The sequence below is a fragment of the Paenibacillus sp. EKM212P genome (assembly GCF_011066115.1).
GTDB classification, from domain to species: Bacteria; Bacillota; Bacilli; order Paenibacillales; family Paenibacillaceae; genus Paenibacillus; species Paenibacillus polymyxa_B.
The window spans coordinates 42,558-68,079 of record NZ_JAAMNR010000007.1; the positions used below are offsets into that span (position 1 = coordinate 42,558).

Annotated in this window: 23 protein-coding genes and 1 pseudogene; 20 read left to right on the forward strand and 4 right to left on the reverse strand. The window is 47.4% G+C overall.

What is annotated here, in order from left to right:
* Positions 1 to 210: 210 nt before the first annotated feature.
* Positions 211 to 1,386 carry an alanyl-tRNA editing protein gene (locus tag G9G54_RS19520; protein ID WP_165179277.1) on the forward strand — a complete coding sequence of 392 codons (1,176 nt, stop codon included), beginning with the start codon at positions 211 to 213 and terminating at the stop codon, positions 1,384 to 1,386.
* 12 nt (positions 1,387 to 1,398) lie between these two features.
* Here G9G54_RS19520 and G9G54_RS19525 read toward each other — a convergent pair whose 3' ends face one another.
* Both G9G54_RS19525 and G9G54_RS19530 read right to left on the reverse strand, forming a co-directional pair.
* Positions 1,399 to 2,100 carry a YoaK family protein gene (locus G9G54_RS19525; protein ID WP_134904075.1) on the reverse strand — a complete coding sequence of 234 codons (702 nt, stop codon included), beginning with the start codon at positions 2,098 to 2,100 and terminating at the stop codon, positions 1,399 to 1,401.
* A gap of 196 nt (positions 2,101 to 2,296) precedes the next feature.
* Positions 2,297 to 2,815 (reverse strand): DJ-1/PfpI family protein, encoded by a 519-nt coding sequence (locus G9G54_RS19530; protein WP_165179278.1) that lies wholly within the window; start codon positions 2,813 to 2,815, stop codon positions 2,297 to 2,299.
* A gap of 149 nt (positions 2,816 to 2,964) precedes the next feature.
* Between G9G54_RS19530 and G9G54_RS19535 the strand changes: the two genes are divergently transcribed.
* Positions 2,965 to 3,357: a winged helix-turn-helix transcriptional regulator gene (locus tag G9G54_RS19535; protein WP_039273904.1), complete on the forward strand. Its 393-nt coding sequence runs from the start codon at positions 2,965 to 2,967 to the stop codon at positions 3,355 to 3,357.
* A gap of 138 nt (positions 3,358 to 3,495) precedes the next feature.
* Here G9G54_RS19535 and G9G54_RS19540 read toward each other — a convergent pair whose 3' ends face one another.
* Positions 3,496 to 3,831 carry a winged helix-turn-helix transcriptional regulator gene (locus G9G54_RS19540; protein ID WP_165179279.1) on the reverse strand — a complete coding sequence of 112 codons (336 nt, stop codon included), beginning with the start codon at positions 3,829 to 3,831 and terminating at the stop codon, positions 3,496 to 3,498.
* 251 nt (positions 3,832 to 4,082) lie between these two features.
* Between G9G54_RS19540 and G9G54_RS19545 the strand changes: the two genes are divergently transcribed.
* The 5 genes from G9G54_RS19545 to G9G54_RS19570 all read left to right on the forward strand — a co-directional run bounded on the left by G9G54_RS19545 (position 4,083) and on the right by G9G54_RS19570 (position 12,585).
* Positions 4,083 to 5,180 (forward strand): FAD-dependent monooxygenase, encoded by a 1,098-nt coding sequence (locus G9G54_RS19545; protein ID WP_165179280.1) that lies wholly within the window; start codon positions 4,083 to 4,085, stop codon positions 5,178 to 5,180.
* Positions 5,181 to 5,263: 83 nt separating this feature from the next.
* Positions 5,264 to 6,028, forward strand: a complete 765-nt coding sequence (locus G9G54_RS19550; protein ID WP_165179281.1) for a GTP cyclohydrolase II — start codon at positions 5,264 to 5,266, stop codon at positions 6,026 to 6,028.
* Positions 6,025 to 7,125, forward strand: a complete 1,101-nt coding sequence (gene ribD / locus G9G54_RS19555; protein ID WP_165179282.1) for a bifunctional diaminohydroxyphosphoribosylaminopyrimidine deaminase/5-amino-6-(5-phosphoribosylamino)uracil reductase RibD — start codon at positions 6,025 to 6,027, stop codon at positions 7,123 to 7,125. Before G9G54_RS19550 ends, ribD begins: the two co-directional genes overlap by 4 nt.
* A gap of 573 nt (positions 7,126 to 7,698) precedes the next feature.
* Positions 7,699 to 10,617, forward strand: coding sequence for a glycosyl hydrolase (locus tag G9G54_RS19560; RefSeq protein WP_165179283.1), 2,919 nt, complete (start codon positions 7,699 to 7,701; stop codon positions 10,615 to 10,617).
* 849 nt (positions 10,618 to 11,466) lie between these two features.
* Positions 11,467 to 12,585 carry a slipin family protein gene (locus tag G9G54_RS19570; RefSeq protein ID WP_165179285.1) on the forward strand — a complete coding sequence of 373 codons (1,119 nt, stop codon included), beginning with the start codon at positions 11,467 to 11,469 and terminating at the stop codon, positions 12,583 to 12,585.
* Between the two features lie 60 nt (positions 12,586 to 12,645).
* On the opposite strand, the gene G9G54_RS19575 is transcribed toward G9G54_RS19570, so the two are convergent.
* The gene (locus G9G54_RS19575; RefSeq protein ID WP_023990387.1) at positions 12,646 to 13,059 is read right to left on the reverse strand and encodes a chemotaxis protein CheW; all 414 of its coding nucleotides are present in this window, start codon (positions 13,057 to 13,059) and stop codon (positions 12,646 to 12,648) included.
* 275 nt (positions 13,060 to 13,334) lie between these two features.
* Between G9G54_RS19575 and G9G54_RS19580 the strand changes: the two are divergent.
* The 13 genes and pseudogenes from G9G54_RS19580 (at position 13,335) to cysW (ending at position 25,476) form a co-directional block, all read left to right on the forward strand.
* Positions 13,335 to 14,269: pseudogene (locus G9G54_RS19580) on the forward strand (sugar-binding transcriptional regulator).
* A 208-nt stretch (positions 14,270 to 14,477) separates the two neighbouring features.
* Positions 14,478 to 15,140 carry a deoxyribose-phosphate aldolase gene (deoC, locus tag G9G54_RS19585; RefSeq protein WP_165179286.1) on the forward strand — a complete coding sequence of 221 codons (663 nt, stop codon included), beginning with the start codon at positions 14,478 to 14,480 and terminating at the stop codon, positions 15,138 to 15,140.
* Positions 15,141 to 15,170: 30 nt separating this feature from the next.
* The gene (locus tag G9G54_RS19590; RefSeq protein WP_029519322.1) at positions 15,171 to 15,566 is read left to right on the forward strand and encodes a cytidine deaminase; all 396 of its coding nucleotides are present in this window, start codon (positions 15,171 to 15,173) and stop codon (positions 15,564 to 15,566) included.
* Between the two features lie 75 nt (positions 15,567 to 15,641).
* On the forward strand, positions 15,642 to 16,820 hold the full coding sequence (locus G9G54_RS19595; protein ID WP_013312038.1) for a NupC/NupG family nucleoside CNT transporter: 1,179 nt from the start codon (positions 15,642 to 15,644) through the stop codon (positions 16,818 to 16,820).
* A 32-nt stretch (positions 16,821 to 16,852) separates the two neighbouring features.
* Complete coding sequence (gene deoB / locus G9G54_RS19600; RefSeq protein WP_165179287.1) at positions 16,853 to 18,034, forward strand: phosphopentomutase; 1,182 nt, start codon at positions 16,853 to 16,855, stop codon at positions 18,032 to 18,034.
* Between the two features lie 90 nt (positions 18,035 to 18,124).
* Positions 18,125 to 18,832, forward strand: a complete 708-nt coding sequence (gene deoD, locus G9G54_RS19605) for a purine-nucleoside phosphorylase (protein ID WP_165179288.1) — start codon at positions 18,125 to 18,127, stop codon at positions 18,830 to 18,832.
* 32 nt (positions 18,833 to 18,864) lie between these two features.
* Positions 18,865 to 20,166, forward strand: coding sequence for a pyrimidine-nucleoside phosphorylase (locus tag G9G54_RS19610; protein WP_039273927.1), 1,302 nt, complete (start codon positions 18,865 to 18,867; stop codon positions 20,164 to 20,166).
* 285 nt (positions 20,167 to 20,451) lie between these two features.
* Positions 20,452 to 20,856 carry a leucine-rich repeat domain-containing protein gene (locus G9G54_RS19615; protein ID WP_238808268.1) on the forward strand — a complete coding sequence of 135 codons (405 nt, stop codon included), beginning with the start codon at positions 20,452 to 20,454 and terminating at the stop codon, positions 20,854 to 20,856.
* A gap of 28 nt (positions 20,857 to 20,884) precedes the next feature.
* Positions 20,885 to 21,379, forward strand: coding sequence for a hypothetical protein (locus G9G54_RS19620; RefSeq protein WP_165179289.1), 495 nt, complete (start codon positions 20,885 to 20,887; stop codon positions 21,377 to 21,379).
* A 116-nt stretch (positions 21,380 to 21,495) separates the two neighbouring features.
* Complete coding sequence (locus G9G54_RS19625; RefSeq protein WP_025722514.1) at positions 21,496 to 22,179, forward strand: hypothetical protein; 684 nt, start codon at positions 21,496 to 21,498, stop codon at positions 22,177 to 22,179.
* Positions 22,180 to 22,533: 354 nt separating this feature from the next.
* On the forward strand, positions 22,534 to 23,598 hold the full coding sequence (locus G9G54_RS19630) for a sulfate ABC transporter substrate-binding protein (RefSeq protein WP_165179290.1): 1,065 nt from the start codon (positions 22,534 to 22,536) through the stop codon (positions 23,596 to 23,598).
* Between the two features lie 78 nt (positions 23,599 to 23,676).
* On the forward strand, positions 23,677 to 24,510 hold the full coding sequence (gene cysT / locus G9G54_RS19635; protein WP_165179291.1) for a sulfate ABC transporter permease subunit CysT: 834 nt from the start codon (positions 23,677 to 23,679) through the stop codon (positions 24,508 to 24,510).
* 90 nt (positions 24,511 to 24,600) lie between these two features.
* Positions 24,601 to 25,476 carry a sulfate ABC transporter permease subunit CysW gene (gene cysW / locus G9G54_RS19640; RefSeq protein ID WP_165179292.1) on the forward strand — a complete coding sequence of 292 codons (876 nt, stop codon included), beginning with the start codon at positions 24,601 to 24,603 and terminating at the stop codon, positions 25,474 to 25,476.
* Positions 25,477 to 25,522: the final 46 nt, after the last annotated feature.

Genomic DNA, 25,522 nt, shown 5'->3' on the forward strand with positions numbered 1-25,522 from the left:
GGCCAGTCTAATACTTTTTTTACGAGATCTGACGGTTTTATAATTCGAAATGTCGCGTGGGACCAACATATCCAGTCTAGTACTTTATTTTCTTTCTACAGTTGTTCGTGCTATGGTTCAAGCTTTTCCCTACATTGATATTTACAATGAAGTGCTTGATAATAAGTGGATATCGTACGAGACAAAGAACCCAAAAGTGAGGAATCTGGAATGACGACAAAATTATACTACACTGCTCCAAATCTTACGGAGTGGGACACTCATATTACACAGAGCATGGAAAGAGACGGAAAATATTTGGTTATGCTGGAGGAAACGGCCTTTTATCCACAAGGTGGGGGTCAGCCTTGTGATACAGGAACAATTCAGGGCGTCCGTGTATTAGATGTTGTTCTCGAAGATGGGCACATTTGGCATCAGGTAGAACGTTTGCCGGAAGAGGGGAAAGTGGCCTGCCGATTGGATTGGGAGCGCAGATTTGATCATATGCAGCAGCATAGCGGGCAGCATTTGCTGTCAGCGGTTTGTCTGGAGTTGTTGGGTGCGCGTACTGAAAGCTTTCATCTGGGACAAGAATATGCCACGATTGATGTGAACTGTTCGGATGTAACGCCTGCGCAGCTATCGGCAATCGAGCAGGAAGTAAATCAGCAAATCTATAGTAATCGCAGCATAAAAAGTTTTTTTGTAACCCGTGAGCAATTGAAGGATATTCCGCTGGTGAAAACGCCCAAAGTGACGGAAAATATTCGGATTGTCGAGATCGAGGGCATTGAATATAATGCTTGCGGCGGCACACATGTAGCTCAGACCGGGGAAATTGGGATCATTAAATGCTTAAAATGGGAGAAGCAGAAGGGGATGGCAAGAATCCATTTCAAATGTGGCGTTCGCGCACTCCAGGATTTTAACGATGGTGTTCAGATATTGGACGTGTTATCTACGAAGTTCAATACCGGGCGAAAAGATATTTTGACCCGATTCGAAAAGTGGGAGCAGGAGCATAGGCAGCTTAAGGCGCAAGTGGAGCTCCTACAAGAGGAAAATGCTTCGTACCAGGCGAAAGAGTTGCTATCTGCTGTGCAGGGGCATGTTCTTGCTCATGTATTCGAACAAAAATCCCTTCAGGACATGCAGCAATTGGCTACCAAGCTGACAGCTGAGCATGATCTGCTTGTTTTATTTGCCACAACAGCAGAAAACAAAATCATTCTGGCACATAACGGCACCCAGTCTGTTGCCTGCGGAGCATTTTTGAAAGAAAATCTGGGCGCGTTTCACGGTAAGGGGGGCGGTAGCAACCAATCTGCTCAGGCAGCATTCTCGTCCCGCAATGACCTCTTGAATTTCTTTGAAACGGCCCAGAGGCAGTTCATTCAGGGCTGATGTAATGGAGGATTAGTGGCGTAGGGGAAGCTTCCACTTTTCCTTTTCTGTAAATAAAATAAAAGAAAAAATAAGTGCAACAACAGCACCCCAAACGGCTTTATCTCCAATCGTCAAAGTCAGAAATCCCCCCAGCAAAGCCCCTACCAAGAAGGCTGCCAAGATGACACCATAACGCATCGCTCGAATGGCAGCGTTCGTGTCCTTGGTCGTTATAGCGATATACACAGCCTCGATAGCTGATCGGAGGTTGCCGGTGCTGACAGTAGAGGTGTACGGCACATCAATGAGCTTGCGGAAGGAAGTCATTTGTACGGAAGCGACGAACGAGACGATCACCACCACTACCGTATTGGGAACTCCTTGCGGAATCAGTCCCACGATGAAAAAAATTGCAATTTCCAATAAAATAATTGCGCGGGTCCAGTCCGGAGTTAGACGGTGGGTTGATTTTCGTTTAATCCCTTCAGCAACAAAAACGCCCAGTGAAAAGGCGATCAGGGGTGGGATATAGAATAACGCCTGAATCCAGTGCCCCTGAATGACTTTGACAGCCAGCAGCACGATATTGCCTGTCTGTGCGTTGGCGAAAACACCGCCTCTTCCAACAAAGGTATATGTGTCCAAAAAGCCCCCTACTAATGATAGTAAGGCGCCCAGTCGTAACGATTCGGACGTTACCTGATGTAAATGGATTTTGCCTTTCATAATCACGGCATATAAGCCTCCTATGCTAAACGTCGATTCTTTAAAGCTAACACGAAAATCCAGGACCATACAATTAAATTAGTCACTTTAGCATGAAAATGACACAAAGAAGCCACATCAGGTCCCATACAATAGAAAGGACGTGATGCGGCTTCTTTGGGGATGCTCGTTTTTAGTCCCCACACGGGACTTTAAAGGGTGCTTATCGCAGGGCTTGAACGAGCGCCTCGCCAAATGCCTGTGCGCCATCTGGACCGTCGGCCGTAATAATGTCGCTATGCGCAACAACATGCTGCGCCACATATTCGGCTTGATGCGATTGGAGCTGATCTTTTTGTACATCCACTGGATAGCATGTAGCCGTTCTACCAGAGAGTAGTCCGGTTTGAGCCACGGCTACAGAGCCTGCGCAGATGCCAGCCAGTAAAGTCTTTTGCTCATGAGTTTGTTTTAGCAGAGCTTGGAGATCCGCGTTATTCCACAGATGGTCATTCGTACCTGATCCGCCGATCACAGATACTACATCATAATCAGCCAGCACAGCGTCTGTAAAAACAAGATCAGCTGTCGCTTTACCGTTGTAGTCACCCGTGATTTCGCCTGTTTTTGTACTAGCTAGCGTCACAGTAACACCTGCTTGCTCCAGTGCTTCCTTTGGTTTAAACAATTCATCCTCATTAAAGCGCTCTGGGGGTATAATAAAAAGAGCTTTTTTACTCATACTTTATTCCTCCTTGAATGTGTAACGTTATCTACTATTGTAGGGTGGCTTCGTCAGGCTGTGAAGAATGCACTTTCAAGTACGGAGGTTACCTGCAGGTTACTATTAGAGTGCAAGACCATGATGATTTAAAAGGAGTTAGTTGATATATGACTGATACGCTGAGAGAAGAAATAAGGGAAAAGATCGTTAACGGAGACTATAACTGCGAAAAGGAACTAACCTTGTCAGTGTTAAGCGGAAAATGGAAGGTCGTCATTTTATGGCATCTGGGTGTGGAAGGAGCGCACCGTTTCAGTGACCTGCAAAGGCTGTTTCCGAAGCTGTCGCATAAAGTGCTGACCAATCAGTTGCGGGAGTTGATGGAGGACGGTATTGTGCACCGGGAAGTGTATCCCGAGGTACCTCCAAAGGTGGAGTATTCGATGACCGAGCTGGGAATGACGATTTTACCCATTGTGGAGATGATGTATGACTGGGGGAAAAAACGGGTGCAATCCATTCGTGAGGAAATGCAACGCAGCGGTGAGGGGAACGTTTAAAGTTCCTTCATATGAAAAATAGAACGCCTTGCACTATAAGTACAAATTGCACTTAGAGCAAAGGCGTTCTTTGGCATGTTAGCAGTCTGTGTGTGTTTATCATGTTAGTTTAGGAAAAATAGCTGTAGTCCATATAGATCATTGCTTTTCTAGTGCTGGTAGAACCTCAATCCAGCGTGTAGCCCAAGTACCGATATGGTCAAACAAAGGAGCTAAATCGCGTCCCTTATCTGTAAGTGAGTATTCAATCCGCACGGGCTTCTCAGGGTAAACCGTACGTTGTATGATTCCTTCTTCCTCCAGCTCTTTCAAACGGTCCGAAAGGACCTTTCCACTTAAATTAGGAATTGAATTCTCAATAGCGACGAAACGTTGCGGTCCATTCGTTAGTTGAAATACGATCAACACCGTCCAACGTTTGCTTAGTAGCTCCATAGCTTTTTCAAACCGTGGGCACATCTGCGGAATGTTCATGTGATCACCTCATGCTCTTATTATTAACGATTCACTGTTAAAAGTAAATGATTTTACTTTACATAAATTTATTACTTGACGAAATTGAATGATATAAATATACTTTGTTACATAAAGTAACTTGTTGGATTTGATACGGAGCCTTATATGTGAATACTTAAAAATTGAACTTGTTTTGATATGATTAATGATAAAATGAACAGGTACGAACGAATCGTTGTGGTTATGGTTTGGGCGCAGGGGGAAGTCGGATGAAGCTGGAATGTGAAGTGTGTGTAGTTGGGGGAGGACCCGCAGGGACTTTGTTATCCTGTCTACTGGCGGAGCAGGGTGTTTCCACGATATTGGTTGAGCGGCAGAGCTTGCCCGGAAAGGCTTTCCGCGGTGAAATTTTAAATGATGAGGGTCAGGAAGTGATCCAAAAGCATAAGCTGCTCGAACAAATTCATGAGGATTATATTCTCGCCTCCACAAGAATCGAGTATTGGCAGCATCAGCAGCAGGTCAAAACGGTCGAGCCAGCTTCAAACCATGGTAATGTGGGAGTGCACATTCCACAACCTCGATTTTTGGAGGCTTTGCTCAAGCAGGCGTCTATCTACGAGTCTTTCCGTTACCTGGCAGGTACAACGGTGACTGCGTTGGAGGGGAACAGCACGCAGGGGTATACCGGCTTGATCGCCCGCAATAAGAACGGTCATGAGATCACGATTGACAGTTCGTTGATTGTAGGGGCAGACGGTCGCTATTCGACTGTGCGCAAGCTGGCTCAGATGCCTGTGATGAACATTCGACACGGCTATGATCTGCTATGGGCCAAAATCGCAGCACCTGCCGGGTGGGAGCCCGTCACTCGTCTGGCACGGGTCAACGGAGGGCAGCTGGCTTTATTTTCACAGGCTGAGGGCTATATTCAAATCGGCTGGAATGTGAAGGAAGGCAGCTTTCCAACCCTGTTTAAGCAATCCTTTGCACCTTTTATACAGCTGTTTACGGACGCTTTTCCGGATTTGAAGCATAGTGTGCATGATCACATTCGTTCATGGAAGGACTTCGTACCGTTGGATATTTTCAGCAGCCGCAGTGACACCTGGACGCAGAACGGCCTGGTCCTTATTGGAGATGCGGCGCATACCATGACACCTACCGGAGCTTTTGGCTTGAATGCAGCTTTGAAGGATGCCGATGTGCTAGCTAGTGAGCTTCTTCGTTTACGACAGAAGAGCTATACCGCAGGAGACCTAAAGGCGTTCGAAGACGGACGACGACAGGCTGTCACCGAGCTTCAGGAACGGCAGCTGACGATGGAATCCACGTTTCATGAACATTTCTTACACATAGTTCAATGATTTATACCCTGACAATAACGATTAGCCTTTGAAGAATTAGGCATTTTTCTATATAGAGCTCATATAAAGGATGGTGCAGAGAGATGAACCAAAAAGATGTAGCTACGCTACTTAACGATAAAATTCAAACCGTTCGTGGAGAGCAATCTTCGACGATTTTGGTAGGACCGATCAAGCTGCCAGTTAATATGGAAGGAGAAACGGTTGTTTTTCAGTGGTACTGCTGGTTGCCCGTACGGGATGAGGAAGATCGTCAGGACTTACTTAATGCCACTGCTGAGACGATTGTGAAGCGATTGTCCACACTGGATTTGGCAGAGGGACAACAGTCAAGCGTTTTGGTGTATGGCGATCTTGAACAGTCGGAAAATGCATTAGTTCGCATGCATAGTATTTGCCATACTGGAGATATTTTTGGTAGCAAGCGTTGTGATTGCGGATTTCAACTCCACCAGTCCATGAAAATGATCGTGGAACATGGAACGGGTGCGTTGTTCTATCTGGCTAACCATGAAGGCCGCGGAATCGGTTTGTTTAGTAAAGCAATGGCTTATATTCTGCAGGAAGAAGGCATGGATACTGTCGAAGCCAATCATCAATTGGGTTTTGAAGATGATACACGCAACTATGCGGATGCCATTAGTGTGCTCCGTCACCTGAGACAAAAACCGGTAACTTTGATTACAAATAATCCTAAAAAAATGGATGCTTTGAAGAAGTCGGGTATGAATGTGGCCGGTCGCATGCCGCTCTGGGGCGATGTGTCGCAATATAATGAACGGTATTTGAATACAAAAGTGGAACGATCCGGCCATTTGCGGGATTCCGATCTCAGGGAGGTTCTATGACCACTCACGAAAAATATATGCGCCTGGCACTGGAAAATGCCAGAAGTGCTAAAGGGCAAACAGAACCGAATCCGCTCGTCGGATCAGTCATTGTCAACAACGGTCGTATCGTTGGGATCGGCGCTCATCTGAAGCCCGGCGAGCCACATGCCGAGATTCATGCGTTGCGTATGGCGGGTGAACACGCTCAGGGAGCGACGATTTACGTAACGCTGGAGCCGTGTTCCCATCACGGCCGGACAGGCCCGTGCGCGGAAGCGATTGTGAAGGCTGGCATTCGTCGAGTGGTGATTGCAGCGCTGGACCCGAACCCGCTGGTTTCCGGCAGAGGGGTACAGATTTTGAAAGATGCGGGCATTGAGGTCATTGTCGGAGTATGTGAGCAGGAATCCATCCGCATGAATGAAGTGTTCAATCAATATATCGTGAGCAAGCGTCCTTTTATTACGATCAAATCGGCAGTAACGCTGGACGGTAAAATTGCGACCCGGACCTCGGAAAGCAAGTGGATTACATCTGAGGCTGCACGGGAGGATGTGCATCGTCTTCGTAACGAGCATGTGGGAATCCTGGTCGGTGTACAGACGGTGATTCACGATAATCCTCAGCTTACGACTCGTCTACCGGAAGGACGGAATCCGATTCGTATCATTTTGGATAGCAAGCTTCGAATTCCATTGGATGCCCGTGTCATTACAGATGGGGAGGCACCTACCTGGATATTCACAGGGCGCGTTTATGATGAAGGCAAGCGTAGCCAGTTGGAACAACTGGGTGTAAAGGTATATCCGACTCATGATGAAAACAGTGATCGGGTTAACCTGCCGCAAATGCTGGATATTTTGGGTGCGGCGGAGGTGTCATCGGTGTTCGTGGAAGGCGGAGCCGAGGTGAACGCTTCGTTCGTGCAGCAAGGGCTGGCAGATAAGCTGGTGCTGTATATTGCACCGAAGTTGGTAGGAGGACGCGCGGCCCCGGGATTTCTCGGGGGAGAAGGCGTGTCTGCGATGAGCAATGCGGTGGCATTGCATGATTTGAGCGTGACACAGGTTGGTGTAGACTGGAAAATAGAAGGGTATTTTGGGCGGGGAAAATGAGTGAGTTGTTTTCGGGTGGAGGAGGCGCTCCGCGAAGGGGTTGATCTTCCGATCGCTGTTGCAGTGGGATTCTTCGGATTGTATAAGACATTTAAAGGTAAGAATCCCACTGCAAAGGCGAACGCTACCGCTTCTCCAGATTCAACCCCTTCGCTCCGCTACTGCCCACCGCAAAGTCACTCATTTTTCGAAATGGTGGGGAGCATGGGAAGGGGAAAAGCTCAAAAGCTCATATACTTAAAAGAACAGAGAATCTGAAGGGCTAAAAGGCCTGGAGGATTCTTTTTTTATATGCTAAACGTTTATTAGGGTGAATGGTTAATGGGATGAATAACTCATAGGGTGAATGTCTTATGGGGTGAATTTGAGATAACATAATTACGCATGCTTGGGTTTTTCGTCCTGGTTTCTTATGTATTTTTAGAGACTTTCGCCTCGTTTAGTTAGAATATAGAAATAAAAGGATTGACCTGGAAATTGAGATCAAGCACAATGAAGTTGGATTCAACTTGGAAGAGAAGGGAAAAGCCTTGCAGTGAAAGGGATTAGAGAAATCAAAGGAGGATGTAGGTTGTGAAAAAAACGATATTATGCTTGTTAAGTGCCAGTCTGATATTTTTAGCTGCACCGGTTTCTACTAAAGCCTTTTCGGGTGAGGTCACACAAGGCGCTGGCTCATATTCAACCACACTACCTGCCGGAGCAGCAACACCGCAAAACGAGATTTACAAAACAGCGAATGTAATCAGCCCAATGCCTACCAATGACTGGTGGAGCAGCCTGGCCTGGGTACCGTACTCCGAGGCTCAATATCCGCATCCCCTTGCCTTGAAAAATCAGCAAAACGGTTTACGCATCTTTAACCCGAGTGGGAAAATTACGGTAAATCCGGGATACATCGCGGGCTGGATGGATGATGTGAACGATTTTACCATCGGTCATTCTGTAAGCGCTTCATTTCCGGATGCTAAGGTGGACGGTTTCAGCGACTGGTTTGTCAAATCATTATTTCAAAGCGGCAACAATAAAATGAGTGCTACCTATGGACACGGCTCCCCTTATGTTTTTTTTGAGTTTGGCGGTGGCAATCCCAAGCTTTCATTTAATGGGGTGCCAGAGGTTTGGTCTGGGTCAGCTAGTTCCCCTGTGCTTGGCATTACAGTCAATGGCTCACACTATGGTCTGTTTGGTCCTTCCGGCAGCACCTGGTCTGGCCTCGGGTCGAGTACGCTGATCAATCAATTAAACGGGAAAAACTATTTTACAGTGGCGGCTTTGCCTGACAAAACAACCGCGACATTGGACAAGTTTCAGCAATACGCTTATTCTTTCGTTACAAGCTCCAAAGCACAGTACAGCTATAACGAAGCCTCTTCCGAGGTAACGACCACCTTTAACGTTGCAACCACACCGAAGGAAGGCACACAAAGCGGCACTATTTTTGCCTTATACCCGCATCAGTGGAAAAATTCATCACAACCCCTGCTAGGCTATACGTACAATTCTGTACGCGGTCTGATGAAAACAGCAGAGGGTGCGTCTTTTCAAACGAAAATGAAATTTACAGGAGTACTGCCTTCCCTGCCCGACTTGGGGTCCTACGATAAAAATACGCTCAACAGTTATATAGACGAAGCGAAAGCGGAAGTCTACTCTGGCGATAGAGACACGTACTGGACTGGAAAACGTCTGGGCAAGCTAGCAGCGCTGGCGCCGATTGCCGACCAGGCTGGCAATACCGCAGCAGCGACCCAGTTCCGCAATGAGATCAAAAGCCGGCTGCAGGACTGGTTTAAGGCTAGTGACAACTCGGGGAATCTGAAAAGCTCCAGTCTATTTGTGTATAACAACCATTGGGGGACATTGATCGGTTATCCCGACAGCTTTGGCAGTGCGGTAGAATTAAATGACCATCACTTCCATTATGGATACTTTATCAAGGCCGCAGCCGAAATTGCACGTGTGGACAAGAGCTGGGCATCCGATTCCCAATGGGGACAAATGGTGCAGTTGCTCATTCGCGATATCGCCAATACCGACAGGTCTGATTCAAAATTTCCGTATTTGCGTAATTTTGATCCCTATGCCGGGCACACCTGGGCTTCCGGCCATGCCAAATTTGGCGATGGCAACAACAATGAATCCTCCTCGGAGGCGATGAATGCTTGGGCCGGTCTTATTTTATGGGGCGAGGCGACGGGAAATACTCAAACTCGTGATCTCGGCATCTATCTATACACAACTGAAATGAATGCCATTAACGAATACTGGTTTGATGTGCATGGCACAAACACTCCTGCAGGGATGCAAAGCGCGACGGCAAGCATGATCTGGGGCGGTAAAACGGTAGGGAATGCAACATGGTGGACCGATAATGCCGCAGAGGTGCATGGTATCAACTGGCTACCGATCACCTCGGCCTCCTTGTATCTGACGCAATATTCGGAGTATGCGGCTAAGAACTATAACGATCTGCTGCGAAAAAGCGGTGGGAACTTCAGTCCGTGGGAAGATATTGTGTATATGTACAGAGCAATCTCGAACCCGTCCGATGCCAAGGCGAAATTCAGTGCACGCGTAGCAGCCATGACACCGGAAGCAGGGAATTCCAAGGCGAATGCCTACCACTGGATCTACAATTTGGATGCTTTAGGCAACATCGACCGCAGCATCACCGCTAATTCACCTATTTATGCCGTATTTCATAAAAACGGTGTAAAAACTTATGTGGCCTACAATTTTACAAACCAAGTCAAAACAGTAACCTTCTCAGATGGGCACAGTATTACCGTGCAGCCGAATAGCTTTAATATCGGAAATGGAAGCGGCGGTGGCAATCCGCAACCTGATACGGAGGCTCCGTCCATCCCGGCAAATGTTCGAGCTACGACCAAAACGGCTTCGGTAGTCACTCTGGAGTGGGATGCAGCTACAGACAATGTTGGCGTTACGGGTTATATCGTTTATAAGAACGGGGCCCAGGCAGCAGAGATAAGCGGTACTTCCGCTTCAATTACAGGGCTGAATGCAGCTTCCACTTACAGCTTTACCGTTAAGGCTCGAGATGCAGCTGGTAACCTATCTGCAGCAAGCAATGCGGTAGGGGTAACGACAGAGCCAGCATCTGGTGGTAATGAGGGTGGCGGGGAAACGGAGGATTATAAAGTAGGAGCTCGCTTTGTCAGCGATCATGAAGCATTGCTTCAATTTACACCCAAAACAGCCTCGGCCTATGTTGATGTGCATTATACTTTAACTGGTGGACAACAGCTCAATTACCGAATGACAAACAACGGCGGTGTCTGGGAGCAGCGGGTTACAGACCTCGATATCGGGAAGGCTGTCAGCTATTGGTTTACCTATGAAAAGGCGGGATTGCAATACGAGACCCCTTCATTCAGCTATACACACCAGCAGACTTCTTCTACAACAACAGACGTTCCACAACTTCCACTACCGAGCGTCGATCCCGTTTTCGAAAAAACATCCTAGTGGATCAGATCTAAGATACGAACGCGACAGTTAATTATAGAAAGAAAGACACAAGGGAAGCACATACGCTTCTCCTGTGTCTTTTTTTATAGGGTCGTAATACTTTCGCCATGTTCGTGAGTTCCAGGTTGCGCGATAATGATAAAGGCTGATACAGGAAGATATTACCGAGGCGTGGATTTCCAAAGGTCCCGCAGTGCCTACCCTGATGGGTCAGGTATCCTGTAAATCTGATGTATCCACCAACATTAGGGTTCAATTCCCAATCGCCTTCCACGCGACTTCTGGTAGAGTATTCGAATGATCGAATAAAAACAATGAAAAGACCCGGATAAGAGCATCCCATGTCTGGTCTCGATGACAGATACCGGGGCGATGGCTATGCGGCCAGTGGATACCGGAGAGAGCAAGCGCCGACAGGTTTTGAGGTCTCGGGGATACAGATTCACAGTCGATGTTGGGCTGATGAATCCCATCCCTAGAACACGGAAACAGACGGTATCTTTCTTTTTCCTTAAGCTTGACCCCGCCGTCCACACTGGAGGGATGCTCTGCAAGGGTCAATAACCCTACTACAACAAATAAAAAATAAAAAATAAAAAATAAAAAATAAAAAATCCTCATTTTAAAAGTGTGTTGATTTTAAGGCGGATAGCAGCGGAGCGGCCCATTTGAATCTGAAGAAGCGAAGCGTTCGCCTTTGCCACTGAATTTTAACCCTTTAACGGGTTCATCCATTCTAAAAATTCAGTGGCAACAGCGATCGGAAGATCAAATGGACCGCGGAGCCGCCACATATAGAAAGAAGCATACTTTTAAGTGGAGGATTTTAATACTAGGAGTGATACGATGTTTAAGAAGATAACGATTAAATCTGATGAGCGCGGGCTGTTGTTCAAAAAAGGAAGCTACCACAAGTTGTTGCACCCAGGAACTTACCTATTGAAGACATTTCAGCAGGAAGCAGTTGAAATTTTGAATGTAGCCGAACCATTTTTTGTACCGGATCATGATATTCGTTTGTTTTTGACAGATCCCCTATTGCTTGAACAATTGAATGTCATCGATGTAGAGGACCATGAATATGTGTTGCATTATGAGGATAATCGATTTGTGGAGCTGCTAACGGCTGGAAAATATGCTTTTTGGAACATGCTCAAGGAACATCGTTTTGTTCGTGCAGATACTCGGCAGCCTGCAATTGATAAGGCATTGGGGCAAGCATTCTTGTCCAAGACACCGGGCTTCTGGAAGACACTTCAGGTGGGCAGCTATGAATTGGGATTTTTGTATTACGATAATGTGTTGCAGGGTGAGCTGAAACCGGGCAAATATTATTTCTGGATGTCCACAGTGAATACAGAGATCAAAACGATAGATATGCGACAACAGCAGATGGACCTGATGGGACAGGAAATCATGACAGAGGACAAAATCACGCTACGCCTCAACTTTGTCTGTCAGTACCGTATCATCGACCCGTTGCGGGCGTTGGAATTCAGGGCATACGAGGAACAAATGTACATTATGCTTCAACTGCTGCTGCGCGAATATGTTGGCACGATGAAGCTGGATGATTTGCTGAAAATGAAGCAGGAGATTGCGGAATATGTTTTGACTCGACTGAATGAGCAGAGTGGCGAATATGGAGTGACTTTTACGTCAGCAGGGGTGAAGGATATTATTTTGCCGGGGGATATCAAGGATATTCTGAATACCGTGCTGTTGGCAGAGAAGAAGGCACAGGCCAACCTCATCACACGACGTGAAGAGACGGCATCCACTCGTAGTCTGCTCAATACGGCCAAGCTGATGGACGAGAATGCCACCCTCTTTCGTCTTAAAGAACTGGAATTCATGGAAAAAATCTGCGAGAAGATTGGCACGATTTCGCTGACTGGCGGGAATACGTTGCTTGAGCAGCTGAACACGCTGGTTCATATGAAAGAGGGGCAGGGACTCCAATAACTGAAAATACTCCCGAACGATGAGTGTAAGCGGGCTCAAGGTTCGGGAGTATTTTGCTTTTTAGTTCGTCTTGGTGGATGCAAGAAAAGCGTCCATATCGATCACCGGAATGAGGGTACCCTGATGCTCCATCACTGTAGGGAACAACTCGCGTTGCCACTCTTCCTCATTGCTTTGTAGCTGACTGTCCTCGGCAGAAGCTGTGTCTTCCACCTGATCGACAAGCAGAGCAATCTTCGCACGGCTGAGCAAAATCATTTTGTCCTCGGCGGAATCGCTTGATGCAGGAAGAAACAGCTTTTTGCGTAAATTAAGGATCGTAAATACATTGCCGCGAATAGTCACCATTCCTTCATGCCACGCCTCGGAAAAGGGAAGCGGCGTTCCTTTTTTGGCATTCATGACTTCTTCTACTTCCACAAAGTTTAAAGCGAACTTTTTGTCCGCCAGACTGCACACAATAAATTCAGACATAGCAATTCTCCTTACATATTCAGATAAGCCATCACAGATTGTGAATGAGCGGTAAAATGGTTTAACTATTGCGTTTTGACAGATGGAACGATAAAGTTGAGGATGCGGTAAAGTAGTTGTAGTTAATCACAGAATATCACAAACGAGCAGTTAAATCTTCCAAATTAACAACTATACGGCCAAGGCGTGGCTTCAAGTTTCCCTTCATATATAATGTTTGGGACTAAAGCTGTGTCCGCTGGCACTACATTTTAAGATAAGCGGGTTGAGGTAGAATGGATCATGAAAAGCAGCGATTAAGTATCGAGGCAGCCAGATTATACTATCTAAACGACTACAGTCAGCAAGATATCGCGGTCAGACTCGGGGTATCGCGTCCTACGGTATCGCGGTTACTGCAGGCTGCCAAGGAACAGGGATACGTGCGGATCAGTATTGTGGACCCGATGGAGGATATGGACGCGCTCGGAGAGCAGGTGAAGAAGAAGTACGGACTGGATACCGTGTTAGTCTGTTATTCGCCGTTAAATGAATATCAGGAGATCAAGAAGCATATTAGCAAAAAGCAGCCGATTATTTGCATGAAACGGTACAGGATGCTGATATTATTGGAGTGACATGGGGAACAACGATGCATGCCGTAGCGCTTCATCTCCAGCAAAAGCAGGTCAAGGGTGTTGAGGTGGTTCAGCTCAAAGGAGGCGTGAGCCATTCGCATGTCAACACATATGCCGTGGAAACCGTGAATTTGTTCGCAGAAGCCTTTCATACCATAGCACGGTATTTGCCGCTGCCTGTGATTTTCGACAGTCACGCCGTTAAGAAAATGGTCGAGGAGGATCGGCATATCCAGCGTATCATTGAACTTGGCAAGCAGGCGAACATCGCTGTGTTTACGGTGGGTACGGTCAAGGAGGATGCGTTGCTGTTCCGATTGGGCTATTTTAACGGGGAAGAGCAGAAGCTACTGCAAAGAATTGGCAAGGGCGATATTTGCTCGCGCTTTTTTGACGCTGAGGGCAATATATGCAGTCAGGAAATCAATAGCCGTACCGTCGGGATTGATTTGCCTGATTTGCGAAAGAAGGAGAAGTCCATTCTCGTCGCTGGAGGCCAGCGTAAAGTGGAGGCCATTCGGGCATCGCTGCGTGGCAAGTATGCGAATATTTTGGTGACGGATCAGTTTACGGCTCAAGCACTTTTACAATAGAGCAAGTCGTCTCAACCCAGCAAAATATACGGTTATGGCACGTCCCTACAGGGAAATATGAATTGTAGGTGACGCCTTGTGCATAAGCTTGAACATAATTTCAAAATGTGTTTTACATATGTTCAAAGCCGTGCTATGATGGTCTCATCACAGAGAAATAAATGACTTTTGTCTTCACACTATTTATCTAATGAAGGAGCTTTTAGATATGAACATTGCAGCATTAATCGACCATACATTGTTGCGTGCAGATGCGACGAAGGATGAAATTACGAAATTGACTGCCGAGGCCAAAAAATATCAGTTTGCTTCTGTATGTGTGAACCCGGCGTGGGTAGCTTATTCGGCAGAGCAACTGGCAGGTACGGGCGTGGCCATCTGTACGGTTATCGGTTTCCCGCTGGGAGCGAGCACGTCCGCAACAAAAGCATTTGAAACGAAAGATGCTATTGCTAACGGTGCGACTGAAATTGATATGGTTATTAACATAGGCGCTTTGAGGGCACGTGATGTACAGCTCGTCGAGCAGGACATCCGTGCGGTCGTGGAGGCAGCTGCCGGTACACTGGTAAAAGTGATTATCGAAACTTGCTTGCTGACAGACGAAGAGAAGGTACTGGCATGTGAGCTGTCCGTCAAAGCGGGAGCGAATTTTGTGAAAACCTCGACAGGCTTCTCAACAGGTGGAGCTACTGCGGAAGATGTGGCTTTGATGCGCAAAACGGTAGGACCTGAGATTGGTGTTAAGGCTTCAGGCGGTGTACGCAGTCTGGAAGACGTGCAAAAATTAGTAGAAGCTGGCGCAAGTCGGATCGGTGCAAGTTCCGGTGTGAAGATCATCGAGGGCGAGCAGTCTACATCTTCCTACTAAGTTTATTTTAAAGTCATGGAGGGATTCGCAATGAAGGATCAATTGATTCAAAAAGCGCTTGAGGCGCGTAAACAGGCATACGTTCCGTATTCGAATTTTCAGGTGGGTGCTGCGGTTCTCGGAAGCGATGGCACGATTTACCACGGATGTAATGTGGAAAATGCCTCCTACGGCTTATGCAATTGTGCAGAGCGGACAGCGATTTTCAAAATGGTATCCGAAGGCTGCCGGAAAATTGATTCGATTGCGGTTGTAGCTGATACGGAAGGGCCTGTGTCTCCATGTGGGGCCTGTCGTCAGGTCATTTCCGAATTTGCTCATCAAGATACCAAAATTTATCTGACAAACCTTCATGGCAACACAGAAGAGTGGACGGTGGATCAATTACTGCCGGGTGCCTTTCGACCTGCGGATCTGGGGAAATAAAAAAAAGAATGCCTCTTTGGGGCGCGTTCTTTTTATGGGTAATGTAAGCGCTTAATGTAATGAGGGGGAAATTAAATGAAATATGTAATCGCTCTGGTGGGACTGCTCGTTGTATTTGCACTTACTTACGTTGCCAGCAGTGACAAGCGCAAAATCAGGTATCGTCCGCTGGTGGTTATGGTTGTTCTGCAAGCAGCGCTTGCTTTCGTATTACTGCATACAGGAATTGGCGAATTTTTGGTCAAAGGCTTTGCAGAAGGTTTTAATAGTCTTTTGGCATATGCAACTGAAGGGATTAACTTTGTTTTTGGCGGAATTGCGAATGAAGGAGCAGCACCGTTCTTTATCGGTGTACTGCTGCCAATCGTGTTCATATCCGCGTTGATTGGTATTTTGCAATATGTAAAAGTGTTACCTTTTATTATTAAATATATCGGGCTTGTCTTGAGCAAAGTAAACGGAATGGGTAAACTGGAATCCTACAACGCTGTAGCTTCGGCTATCTTGGGTCAATCCGAGGTGTTTATTTCCGTTAAGAAGCAAATTGGTCTGCTGCCAAAACATCGGTTGTATACGCTGTGTGCGTCTGCGATGTCTACAGTGTCCATGTCGATTGTGGGAGCTTACATGCAAATGTTAAATCCCAAATATGTGGTCACAGCTTTGGTATTGAACCTGTTCGGCGGCTTTATTATCGCTTCCATTATTAATCCGTACAAGATTGAGAAGGAAGACGATTTACTGGAGGTTCAGGAGGAAGAGAAGCAGTCCTTCTTCGAAATGCTCGGGGAATATATTATGGACGGTTTCAAGGTTGCTATTACGGTAGCTGCGATGCTGATCGGTTTTGTGGCGCTGATTGCCATGGTTAACGGGATTTTCTCCTGGTTGTTTGGAATCAGCTTTCAGGCGCTGCTTGGATATGTGTTTGCGCCTTTCGCTTTTGTCATGGGTATTCCGTGGAACGAAGCCGTTCAGGCGGGCAGCATTATGGCTACCAAACTCGTATCCAACGAATTCGTGGCCATGCTGGATCTGACCAAGCAAACAGGCTTGTCGGAGCGCACGGTCGGGATCGTATCGGTATTCCTCGTATCCTTTGCTAACTTCTCATCCATCGGTATCATTTCCGGGGCGGTGAAGGGGTTGCATGAAAAACAGGGAAATGTGGTGGCCCGCTTTGGTCTGAAGCTGTTGTACGGGGCAACGCTGGTTAGCGTGCTGTCGGCAACGATTGCAGGGTTGTTTTTGTAAAAAAAACAGCGAGTCAGGAAAGGATTTTTATAATGTCTAAATTCAAACGGATTCACTTGGTGGTTATGGACTCGGTTGGTATCGGTGAAGCGCCGGATGCTGCCCAGTTTGATGATTACGATGTAGATACGCTCGGTCATATTGCCCGCGAACGCGGTGGCCTGAAGATGCCGAATATGGGTAAGCTCGGTCTGTCCAATATTCGTTCCATAGAAGGAGTGGCAGCGGCCGACAAGCCGCTCGCGTATTACACTAAGATGCAGGAAGCGTCCAATGGCAAGGATACGATGACGGGCCATTGGGAAATCATGGGCTTGAACATTGCGGTTCCTTTCCGTGTATTTCCTGATGGGTTCCCGGATGAGCTGATTCAACGCATTGAGGAGCACACAGGTCGCAAAGTTATTGGCAATAAGCCTGCTAGCGGAACGGAAATCATTGATGAGCTGGGCGAAGAACACGTGAAAACTGGAGCGCTCATCATCTATACCTCGGCGGACTCTGTGCTGCAAATTGCGGCGCACGAGGAAGTTGTACCTTTGAAGGAGCTCTATGAGATTTGCGAGTTCTGCCGTAAAATCACGCTGGAAGATCCGTACATGCTGGGTCGCATTATTGCACGTCCGTTCGTAGGCGAGGCAGGGAACTTCTCCCGTACCTCCAATCGACATGATTATGCGCTCAAGCCGTTTGGCCGCACCACCATGAACGAGCTGAAGGATGCAGGTCTAGATGTGATCGCCTTGGGTAAAATCTCCGACATTTATGACGGTGAGGGTGTGACGAAGGCGGTACGTACGGTGTCCAATATGGACGGCATGGATAAGCTGGTGGCTACGCTCGATGAGAATTTCACCGGATTAAGCTTTCTGAATTTGGTGGACTTTGACGCTGTATACGGTCACCGTCGTGATCCGCAGGGATATGGTCAAGCTTTGGACGATTACGATGCGCGTTTGCCAGAGGTTTTTGCCAAAATGACCGATGACGATCTGCTAATCATCACTGCAGACCATGGGAATGACCCGACGTATCGGGGAACGGATCACACCCGCGAATACGTACCTTTGCTGGCATATTCCCCGCGTTTTACAGTTGGGGGCAAGGAGCTTGCGGTTCGTAAAACCTTTGCTGATATTGGAGCGACCGTAGCAGATAACTTTGGTGTGAAACTGCCTGAACACGGAACGAGCTTTTTGGCAGAGCTTCAGTAATCAAGGACCAGCAAGAGTACAAGCAAGATTACTAGTAACGATATAAATAACGATACAAGCATGGACAAATGGGACGGAGGAATAAAAAACATGAGTGTACACATTGGAGCCAAACCCGGAGAAATTGCAGAAACGATTTTGCTGCCAGGAGACCCGCTACGGGCAAAATTTATTGCTGAAACGTATCTGGAGGACGTGACCTGCTACAATGAGGTTCGCGGAATGCTCGGATTCACGGGTACGTACCAAGGCAAACGCCTGTCTGTACAGGGAACTGGGATGGGGCTGCCTTCTATCAGTATTTATGTCAACGAACTGATTAGCGAATATGGTGTGAAAAACCTGTTCCGCGTGGGTACATGCGGCGGAATGAAGGAGCATGTGCACGTTCGTGACGTCATTTTGGCACAGGCATCCTGTACGGATTCCGGCATGAACCGCCATATCTTTGGCGGCTACGATTACTCGCCGATTGCCAGCTTCGATCTATTGAAGGGCGCTTATGATCGCGGTGTTGCCAAAGGCTTGAACATGCATGTCGGCAATGTATTCAGCTCAGATAGCTTCTACCGTGATGACAAAACAGTGGTACAAAAGCTGATGGAATACGGCGTGCTGGGTGTAGAGATGGAAACTTCGGCTTTGTACACGCTGGCAGCCAAGTTTGGTGTAAACGCACTGACGATTCTGACGGTAAGCGATCATTTGCTGACGGGGGAAGAAACGACCGCAGAAGAACGGCAAACAACCTTTAAAGAAATGATGGAAGTTGCACTGGATACAGCAGTATCTCTGTAAACGATCATACGCACAGTGAGGAGAAATGACATATGAGAATGGTAGACTTGATTGAGAAAAAACGTGACGGAAAAGAACTGAGTACGGAGGAAATTAATTTTATTATCCAAGGCTACACTCAGGGTGAAATTCCTGATTATCAAGTCAGTGCATTGGCGATGTCCATTTTCTTCAAAGATATGACTGAACGCGAACGCGCTGATCTGACGATGGCGATGGTTCATTCGGGTGATACCATTGATCTGTCCGCGATTGAAGGTGTAAAGGTCGATAAGCATTCCACTGGCGGTGTGGGTGATACAACAACGCTGGTACTGGCTCCGCTCGTAGCGGCCTTGGACATTCCGGTAGCCAAAATGTCAGGCCGCGGCCTCGGACATACCGGAGGAACAATCGACAAGTTGGAGGCTATTGCAGGCTTCCACGTCGAAATCAGCAAGGACGAATTTGTGGATTTGGTGAATCGCAGCAAAATTGCGGTCATCGGACAAAGCGGTAACCTTACACCTGCGGACAAAAAGCTGTATGCCTTGCGTGACGTTACGGCGACGGTCAACTCGATTCCGCTGATTGCCAGCTCGATTATGAGTAAGAAAATCGCTGCCGGCTCCGATGCCATCGTGCTTGATGTAAAAACAGGTGCAGGCGCATTTATGAAAACCGTAGATGATGCCAAAGCACTGGCACATGCTATGGTGAGCATCGGTAACAATGTGGGCCGAAAAACGATGGCAGTCATTTCCGATATGAGTCAACCGCTGGGTCTGGCCATCGGTAACTCGCTGGAAGTGAAAGAAGCGATTGATACGCTGCGTGGCGAAGGACCGAAAGATCTGGAAGAGCTGTGTATGGCTTTGGGCAGTCAGATGGTATTTTTGGCAGGGAAAGCAGAATCCCTTGAAAACGCCGAAGAGAAGCTCAGAGAAGTCATTCGCAATGGCAAAGCACTGGAGAAATTCAAAGAGTTTATTGCGAATCAGGGCGGTGACGCTTCTGTGGTGGATCATCCTGAACGCTTGCCACAAGCACAGTATCTTATTGAGGTGCCTGCGAAGCAGGATGGTGTGGTAGCTGAAATCGTGGCTGACGAAATCGGTACCGCAGCGATGTTGCTTGGAGCAGGACGTGCGACCAAAGAATCCGAGATTGATCTGGCTGTCGGCTTGATGCTGAACAAAAAGGTCGGGGATGCTGTTCAAAAAGGCGATTCACTGGTTACCATCCATGCGAACCGTGAAGATGTAGCTCAAGTACTGGAGAAAATCTACGCGAACATCCGTATTGCGGATCATGCGGAAGCACCAGTGCTGATCTATGGAACAGTGACAGAGTAAGCGGTAAGCCCTATTCAAAAAGTCGTATTGGGTGCCTTTGATCAAGTTTGAAAAATATGACAGCCGGACTCATAATAGATATGAGTTCGGCTTTTTTTATTGTAAGGCCGAGGGCACAGAGGGGGAGAGACATGTTCAGATTATACAGCGATGTTCGGGAGCAGCCTATGAAAGACTGATTGATTATGCTATGGAACGGGCAGACACGTTTATGCTAGGCATACACTGCATTCTCTGGAGCATCTGACCATTTTCGAGCAGGATATACGAACACTACCGCACGTTTTGTTCGAATTGGAATCGTTGGAGTCACTGACGATACAAGTAGCGGATTTGGAAGAGCTACCGGCTGATATTGCCAAGCTGACCCGGCTCAAAAGCCTGAGGATCAGCTGTGGATGCTATGATCGCCCGGCACCAGATGTCAAAGTAATTCCCAAAGAGGAGCTGGCATTCCGGCATTTGCCTCCTGAAATTGGAGAGCTGCAACAACTGGAGTATCTGGATATCCAGTATAGCGGAATCCGTACGTTGCCTCCTGAAATACAAAACTTGAACAATCTACGCTCTTTGGACATTGTAAAAGGATTCATCGAATCGGCACCCGACTTTATATATAAAATGACTTGGCTTGATCGCTTCCTTATAGAAGATAAGCCGTTCCATCTGTGCAATCATGGTGACGACTGAAGGATAGATAAGAAAAGGAGGAAATCAAATGGTGGAGAAATGGGTTTGGATGGGGGTTGCAGGGGCAATTGTGGGTTATGCCACTTTTGCTAGTTTTCCGACACACACATATACTACATCAACGTCGAGTGTGACGCATCCAGCAATACCGCTAAGCGTGCAGAATAAGCAGGGAGGCACAGCGAAGCGTATCGTACATGATCAAAGAATGCATTTTGAAGGACAAGGCGAAACGAACTTTAAATTTGAAGAGGGGCGCAAGCTGTACATTAGTATCAAGAATGTTGGAAAGCAGCCCATACAATACAAGCTCAACAGTTCGAATGGATCGGACTTGCAAGGTACAACGAGCGGATTTTCCAGTCGAACGTTGCAGCCAGGAGAACGCCATGATCTGCTGTTTGTAAAGCCAGAAGGGCAGGATGAAGCAGCAAATGACTCCTTGAAAGAGCTGATTTTGAAAGTAAGTACGGACGATGGATCGCAAGGAAACGTTAAAACCTTCGCATATATTACACTGTAAGCCCCTTCCAGAAAGGGTGCGACATGCGGTCATTAGTCTACTTGTGTTACAATAGAACGGTTGAAGACTTAATGAACAGAATAGGTCAGAGCAGAAAGCAGAAAGGATGACCCGTTGTGCCCAAAAACCATGAATTCGGTAATCAAAAGATGTCACGGAGGCTGTCACTGACAGCCATTTTACTTACACTTACTTTTGTAGCACTTACTGGCTGTGGTCAGGATAAGAATGCTGAAACCATTGATACTGGAAGCAGTACAAGCGTGATCGAGAACGGAGCCGGTGGTAATCGTAGCGGTTCAGCTCAAAGTGACAAAGCAGCGAAAGAGAGCGAGAGTGCAGAAAACAGCGGTACTGATGCACAAAAATCAACTCCTTCGGCTCCATCTGCTTCATCGGATACATCTTCTTCTCCGGCAACCTCCAATCCATCGCAAAATCCATTTGAGGTAGCGGGTATTCAAGATCCTAAAGCGTTTTTGAACACGTTCAAAGCGCTGCAGAAGGCAGTTGCCGACAATGACAAGGAAAAAGTGGCCAATTATATTTTGTACCCTCTGCGTGTTAATGATAGTGAAAAGTCGCTAACGATTCCGAATAAGAAAGATTTTATGGCCAAGTATGATCAGATTTTTACGGATGCAATTCGCGAGGCGCTGGTGAATCAAAAGACAGATGATTTGTTTGTTAATTATCAGGGAGTCATGGTGGGATCGGGTGAACTGTGGTTGAGAAGAGCTACGGACAATCCGAAGCTTTTTGGAGTCTTTTCGATTAATCTTGAAACGGTTGCCAACTAAGTCGTACTTCGTGTGTAAATGACCTCTAAACGGTCGGAAACATATATCATGTTTCTGACTGCCCCCTCTTAAAGAAAGAAAAGTCCAGATGATACATACCAAAAAAAGGTTTGACATCACTCCTAAACTCTCGTATTATATCCATATAACTCATTAAACAGGTAGGAATTAAAGAATTAATGTATGATCTCGCCATTTTGGCGGAGAACCTCTAGGAACAGCAGGCAGACACTGTCCACGTGACAGGTTTGACCTATCAGGGCTGCATCAGGGAATTCTCCGCTCTTTTTTTGATTATGTCTGTCAATAACAGGCGTAAATGAATACAAATTACATAGAATTCGGGGTGTCTTGATGAAAAGGCAATGGAAAAGTGGACTTATTCTCGGACTATCTTTGGTTTTAACGATTATGCTGAGCGCTTGCGGGGCAAGCAAGGGAGGGACGCAGGCGGATGGTAGTTCTGCTGCCGGTTCCAAGGAAGTGGAGTTGCTCAATGTTTCTTATGATCCGACCCGTGAGCTGTATGAGGCATATAATAAAGCGTTTGCTGCCCATTGGGAGAAGGAGAAAGGGCAGAAGGTTACGATCAAGCAATCTCACGGAGGATCTGGCAAGCAAAGTCGTTCTGTGCAGGATGGACTGGGCGCGGACGTGGTAACTCTGGCCTTGGGCTATGATATTGATGCGCTACAGGAAAAAGGACTTGTTAAAGAGGGGTGGCAAAGTAAATATGAGCATAACAGCGCCCCGTACACTTCAACCATCGTGTTACTGGTACGCAAAGGGAACCCGAAAGGGATTAAGGACTGGGACGATTTAATCCGTGGTGATGTGCAAGTTATTACACCGAATCCTAAAACTTCGGGTGGAGCACGTTGGAACTATCTTGCAGCCTGGGCCTATGCGCTCAAGAAGAACAATAACGATGAAGCCAAGGCCCAGCAGTTTGTACAGGAGCTGTATAAGCATGTGCCGGTATTGGATAGCGGAGCACGTGGAGCGACAACGACTTTCGTAGAGCGTGGAATTGGTGATGTGCTGATTGCATGGGAAAATGAAGCATTGCTCTCCGTGAAGGAGCTGGGTGCGGACAAATTCGATATCGTGTATCCGTCGATCAGTATATTGGCTGAACCCCCGGTAGCAGTAGTCGATAAGGTGGTAGATAAAAAAGGTACACGTGAGGTGGCGGACGCGTACCTGAAATATTTGTACAGTGAAGAAGGGCAGACCATTGCTGCCGAAAATTATTATCGCCCAACACTGGAGAGTGTGACGGCAAAGTTCAAGGATCAATTTCCTAACTTGGAGCTCGTAACCTTGAAGGATGTATTCGGGACATGGAGGGAGACGCAGCAGAAGCATTTCAGCGACAAAGGCATTTTTGACCAGATTTATGTACCCGGCAGTTCATAAAATAGGTGGACTGTGTAGGCGATTGATCGGTAGCCGCGAGTGTCATAGTGAATGGATTCAGAGAGGGATGAACAGAACATGAGTCAAGTGCAAGCCACCCGAAAACGCGTACTTCCCGGGTTCGGGTTAACAATGGGTTATAGTGTGCTGTATCTCAGTCTGGTGGTGCTGGTGCCTTTATCGGCACTGCTTCTGAATTCAACTGGACTGACGTGGGAGAAATTTTGGGACGTGGCGACTGATGTTAGGGTGCTGGCTTCCTACAAGGTAAGCTTTTTGTGTGCTGCGGCTGCGGCGCTGATCGACCTATTTCTCGGTTTATTGATAGCCTGGGTGCTGGTGCGTTATGAGTTTCCAGGGAAACGAATTTTTGATGCGGTGATTGATCTGCCCTTTGCTTTGCCTACTGCCGTAGCGGGGGTTGCTTTGACTGCTCTGTATGCGCAGAACGGCTGGATCGGTTCATTGTTTGAACCGCTTGGATGGAGGCTGGCATACTCACAGACGGGAATTACGCTAGCATTGATGTTTATTGGCATTCCGTTCGTCGTACGGACAGTGCAGCCGGTGCTGGAGGAGCTGGACAAGGACGAGGAGGAGGTTGCTGCTACGCTGGGAGCTGGCAGATGGCGTATCTTCCGCAGCGTTATTGTGCCGGAGCTGGTGCCACCGCTGCTGACGGGTTTTGCGCTCGCCTTTGCTCGTGGCATTGGCGAGTACGGCTCTGTCGTCTTCATCTCTGGCAATATGCCGATGAAGACGGAAATTGCTCCACTGCTCATAATGTCCAAGCTGGAGCAAAATGACTATGCAGGAGCTACGGCGGTAGCGTTGATGCTGTTGGTAATTTCATTCGTGCTGTTACTCGTGATTAACAGCATTCAGCGCTGGTCACGGCGCCGTGCAGTTTAACGTAACTGCCTAAACTCAACTGTCTAATGTAACTACCTAGTTAATATGCGGGGCTGCGCATGATACCCACGTTCTAAGGAGGGATACAGCATGTCACAAGCAATAACTGGGCAGGAGCTTGCTTCTGCACCAGTGCCTTCATCCGCACCGTCCAACAGGGTCACGACCGAGGCCACTTGGGTGAAGTGGACGCTAATTGGTGCTGCTTTTTTAGCTTTGCTCTGGGTACTGGTATTGCCGCTAATCGTCGTGCTTACCGAAGCGCTCAAGCAAGGATGGGGCGTCTACGTCGAAGCGTTACGGGACCCAGATGCCATGTCTGCATTGCGGTTGACGCTGCTGGTGGCAGCGATAACGGTACCGCTGAATACGGTATTTGGTGTAGCCGCCGCTTGGCTGATCACGAAATTTCAATTTCGCGGCAAAGGCTTGCTGGTCACCTTGATTGATTTACCCTTTGCCATCTCTCCTGTCGTCGGAGGGCTGATGTATGTATTAGTGTTCGGCGCACAGGGCTGGCTTGGACCGTGGTTGGACGAGCATGATATTAAAATTATATTTGCTCTGCCTGGTATTATTTTAGCGACGCTGTTCATCACCTTTCCATTTGTGGCGCGAGAACTCATTCCAATGATGGAAGATCAGGGACAGCAGGAGGAAGAAGCGGCGGTCACGCTGGGCGCGCGCGGCTGGCGCATTTTCTGGAAAGTGACGCTGCCGAATATCAAGTGGGGTCTGCTGTATGGCATCATTTTGTGTAATGCGCGAGCCATGGGTGAGTTCGGTGCAGTGTCCGTCGTCTCTGGACATATCCGGGGAGAGACGAATACACTGCCGCTGCATGTAGAAATTTTGTATAACGAATATCAGTTCTCGGCATCTTTTGCGGTGGCCTCGTTGTTATTGTTACTAGCTCTGGCTACTTTGGTGCTTAAAAGCTGGTTTGGACGCAAACGCGTGCATTAATTTATGATTTTGTATATGATTCCTCAGGGCCTCTCTTTGCGTCTAT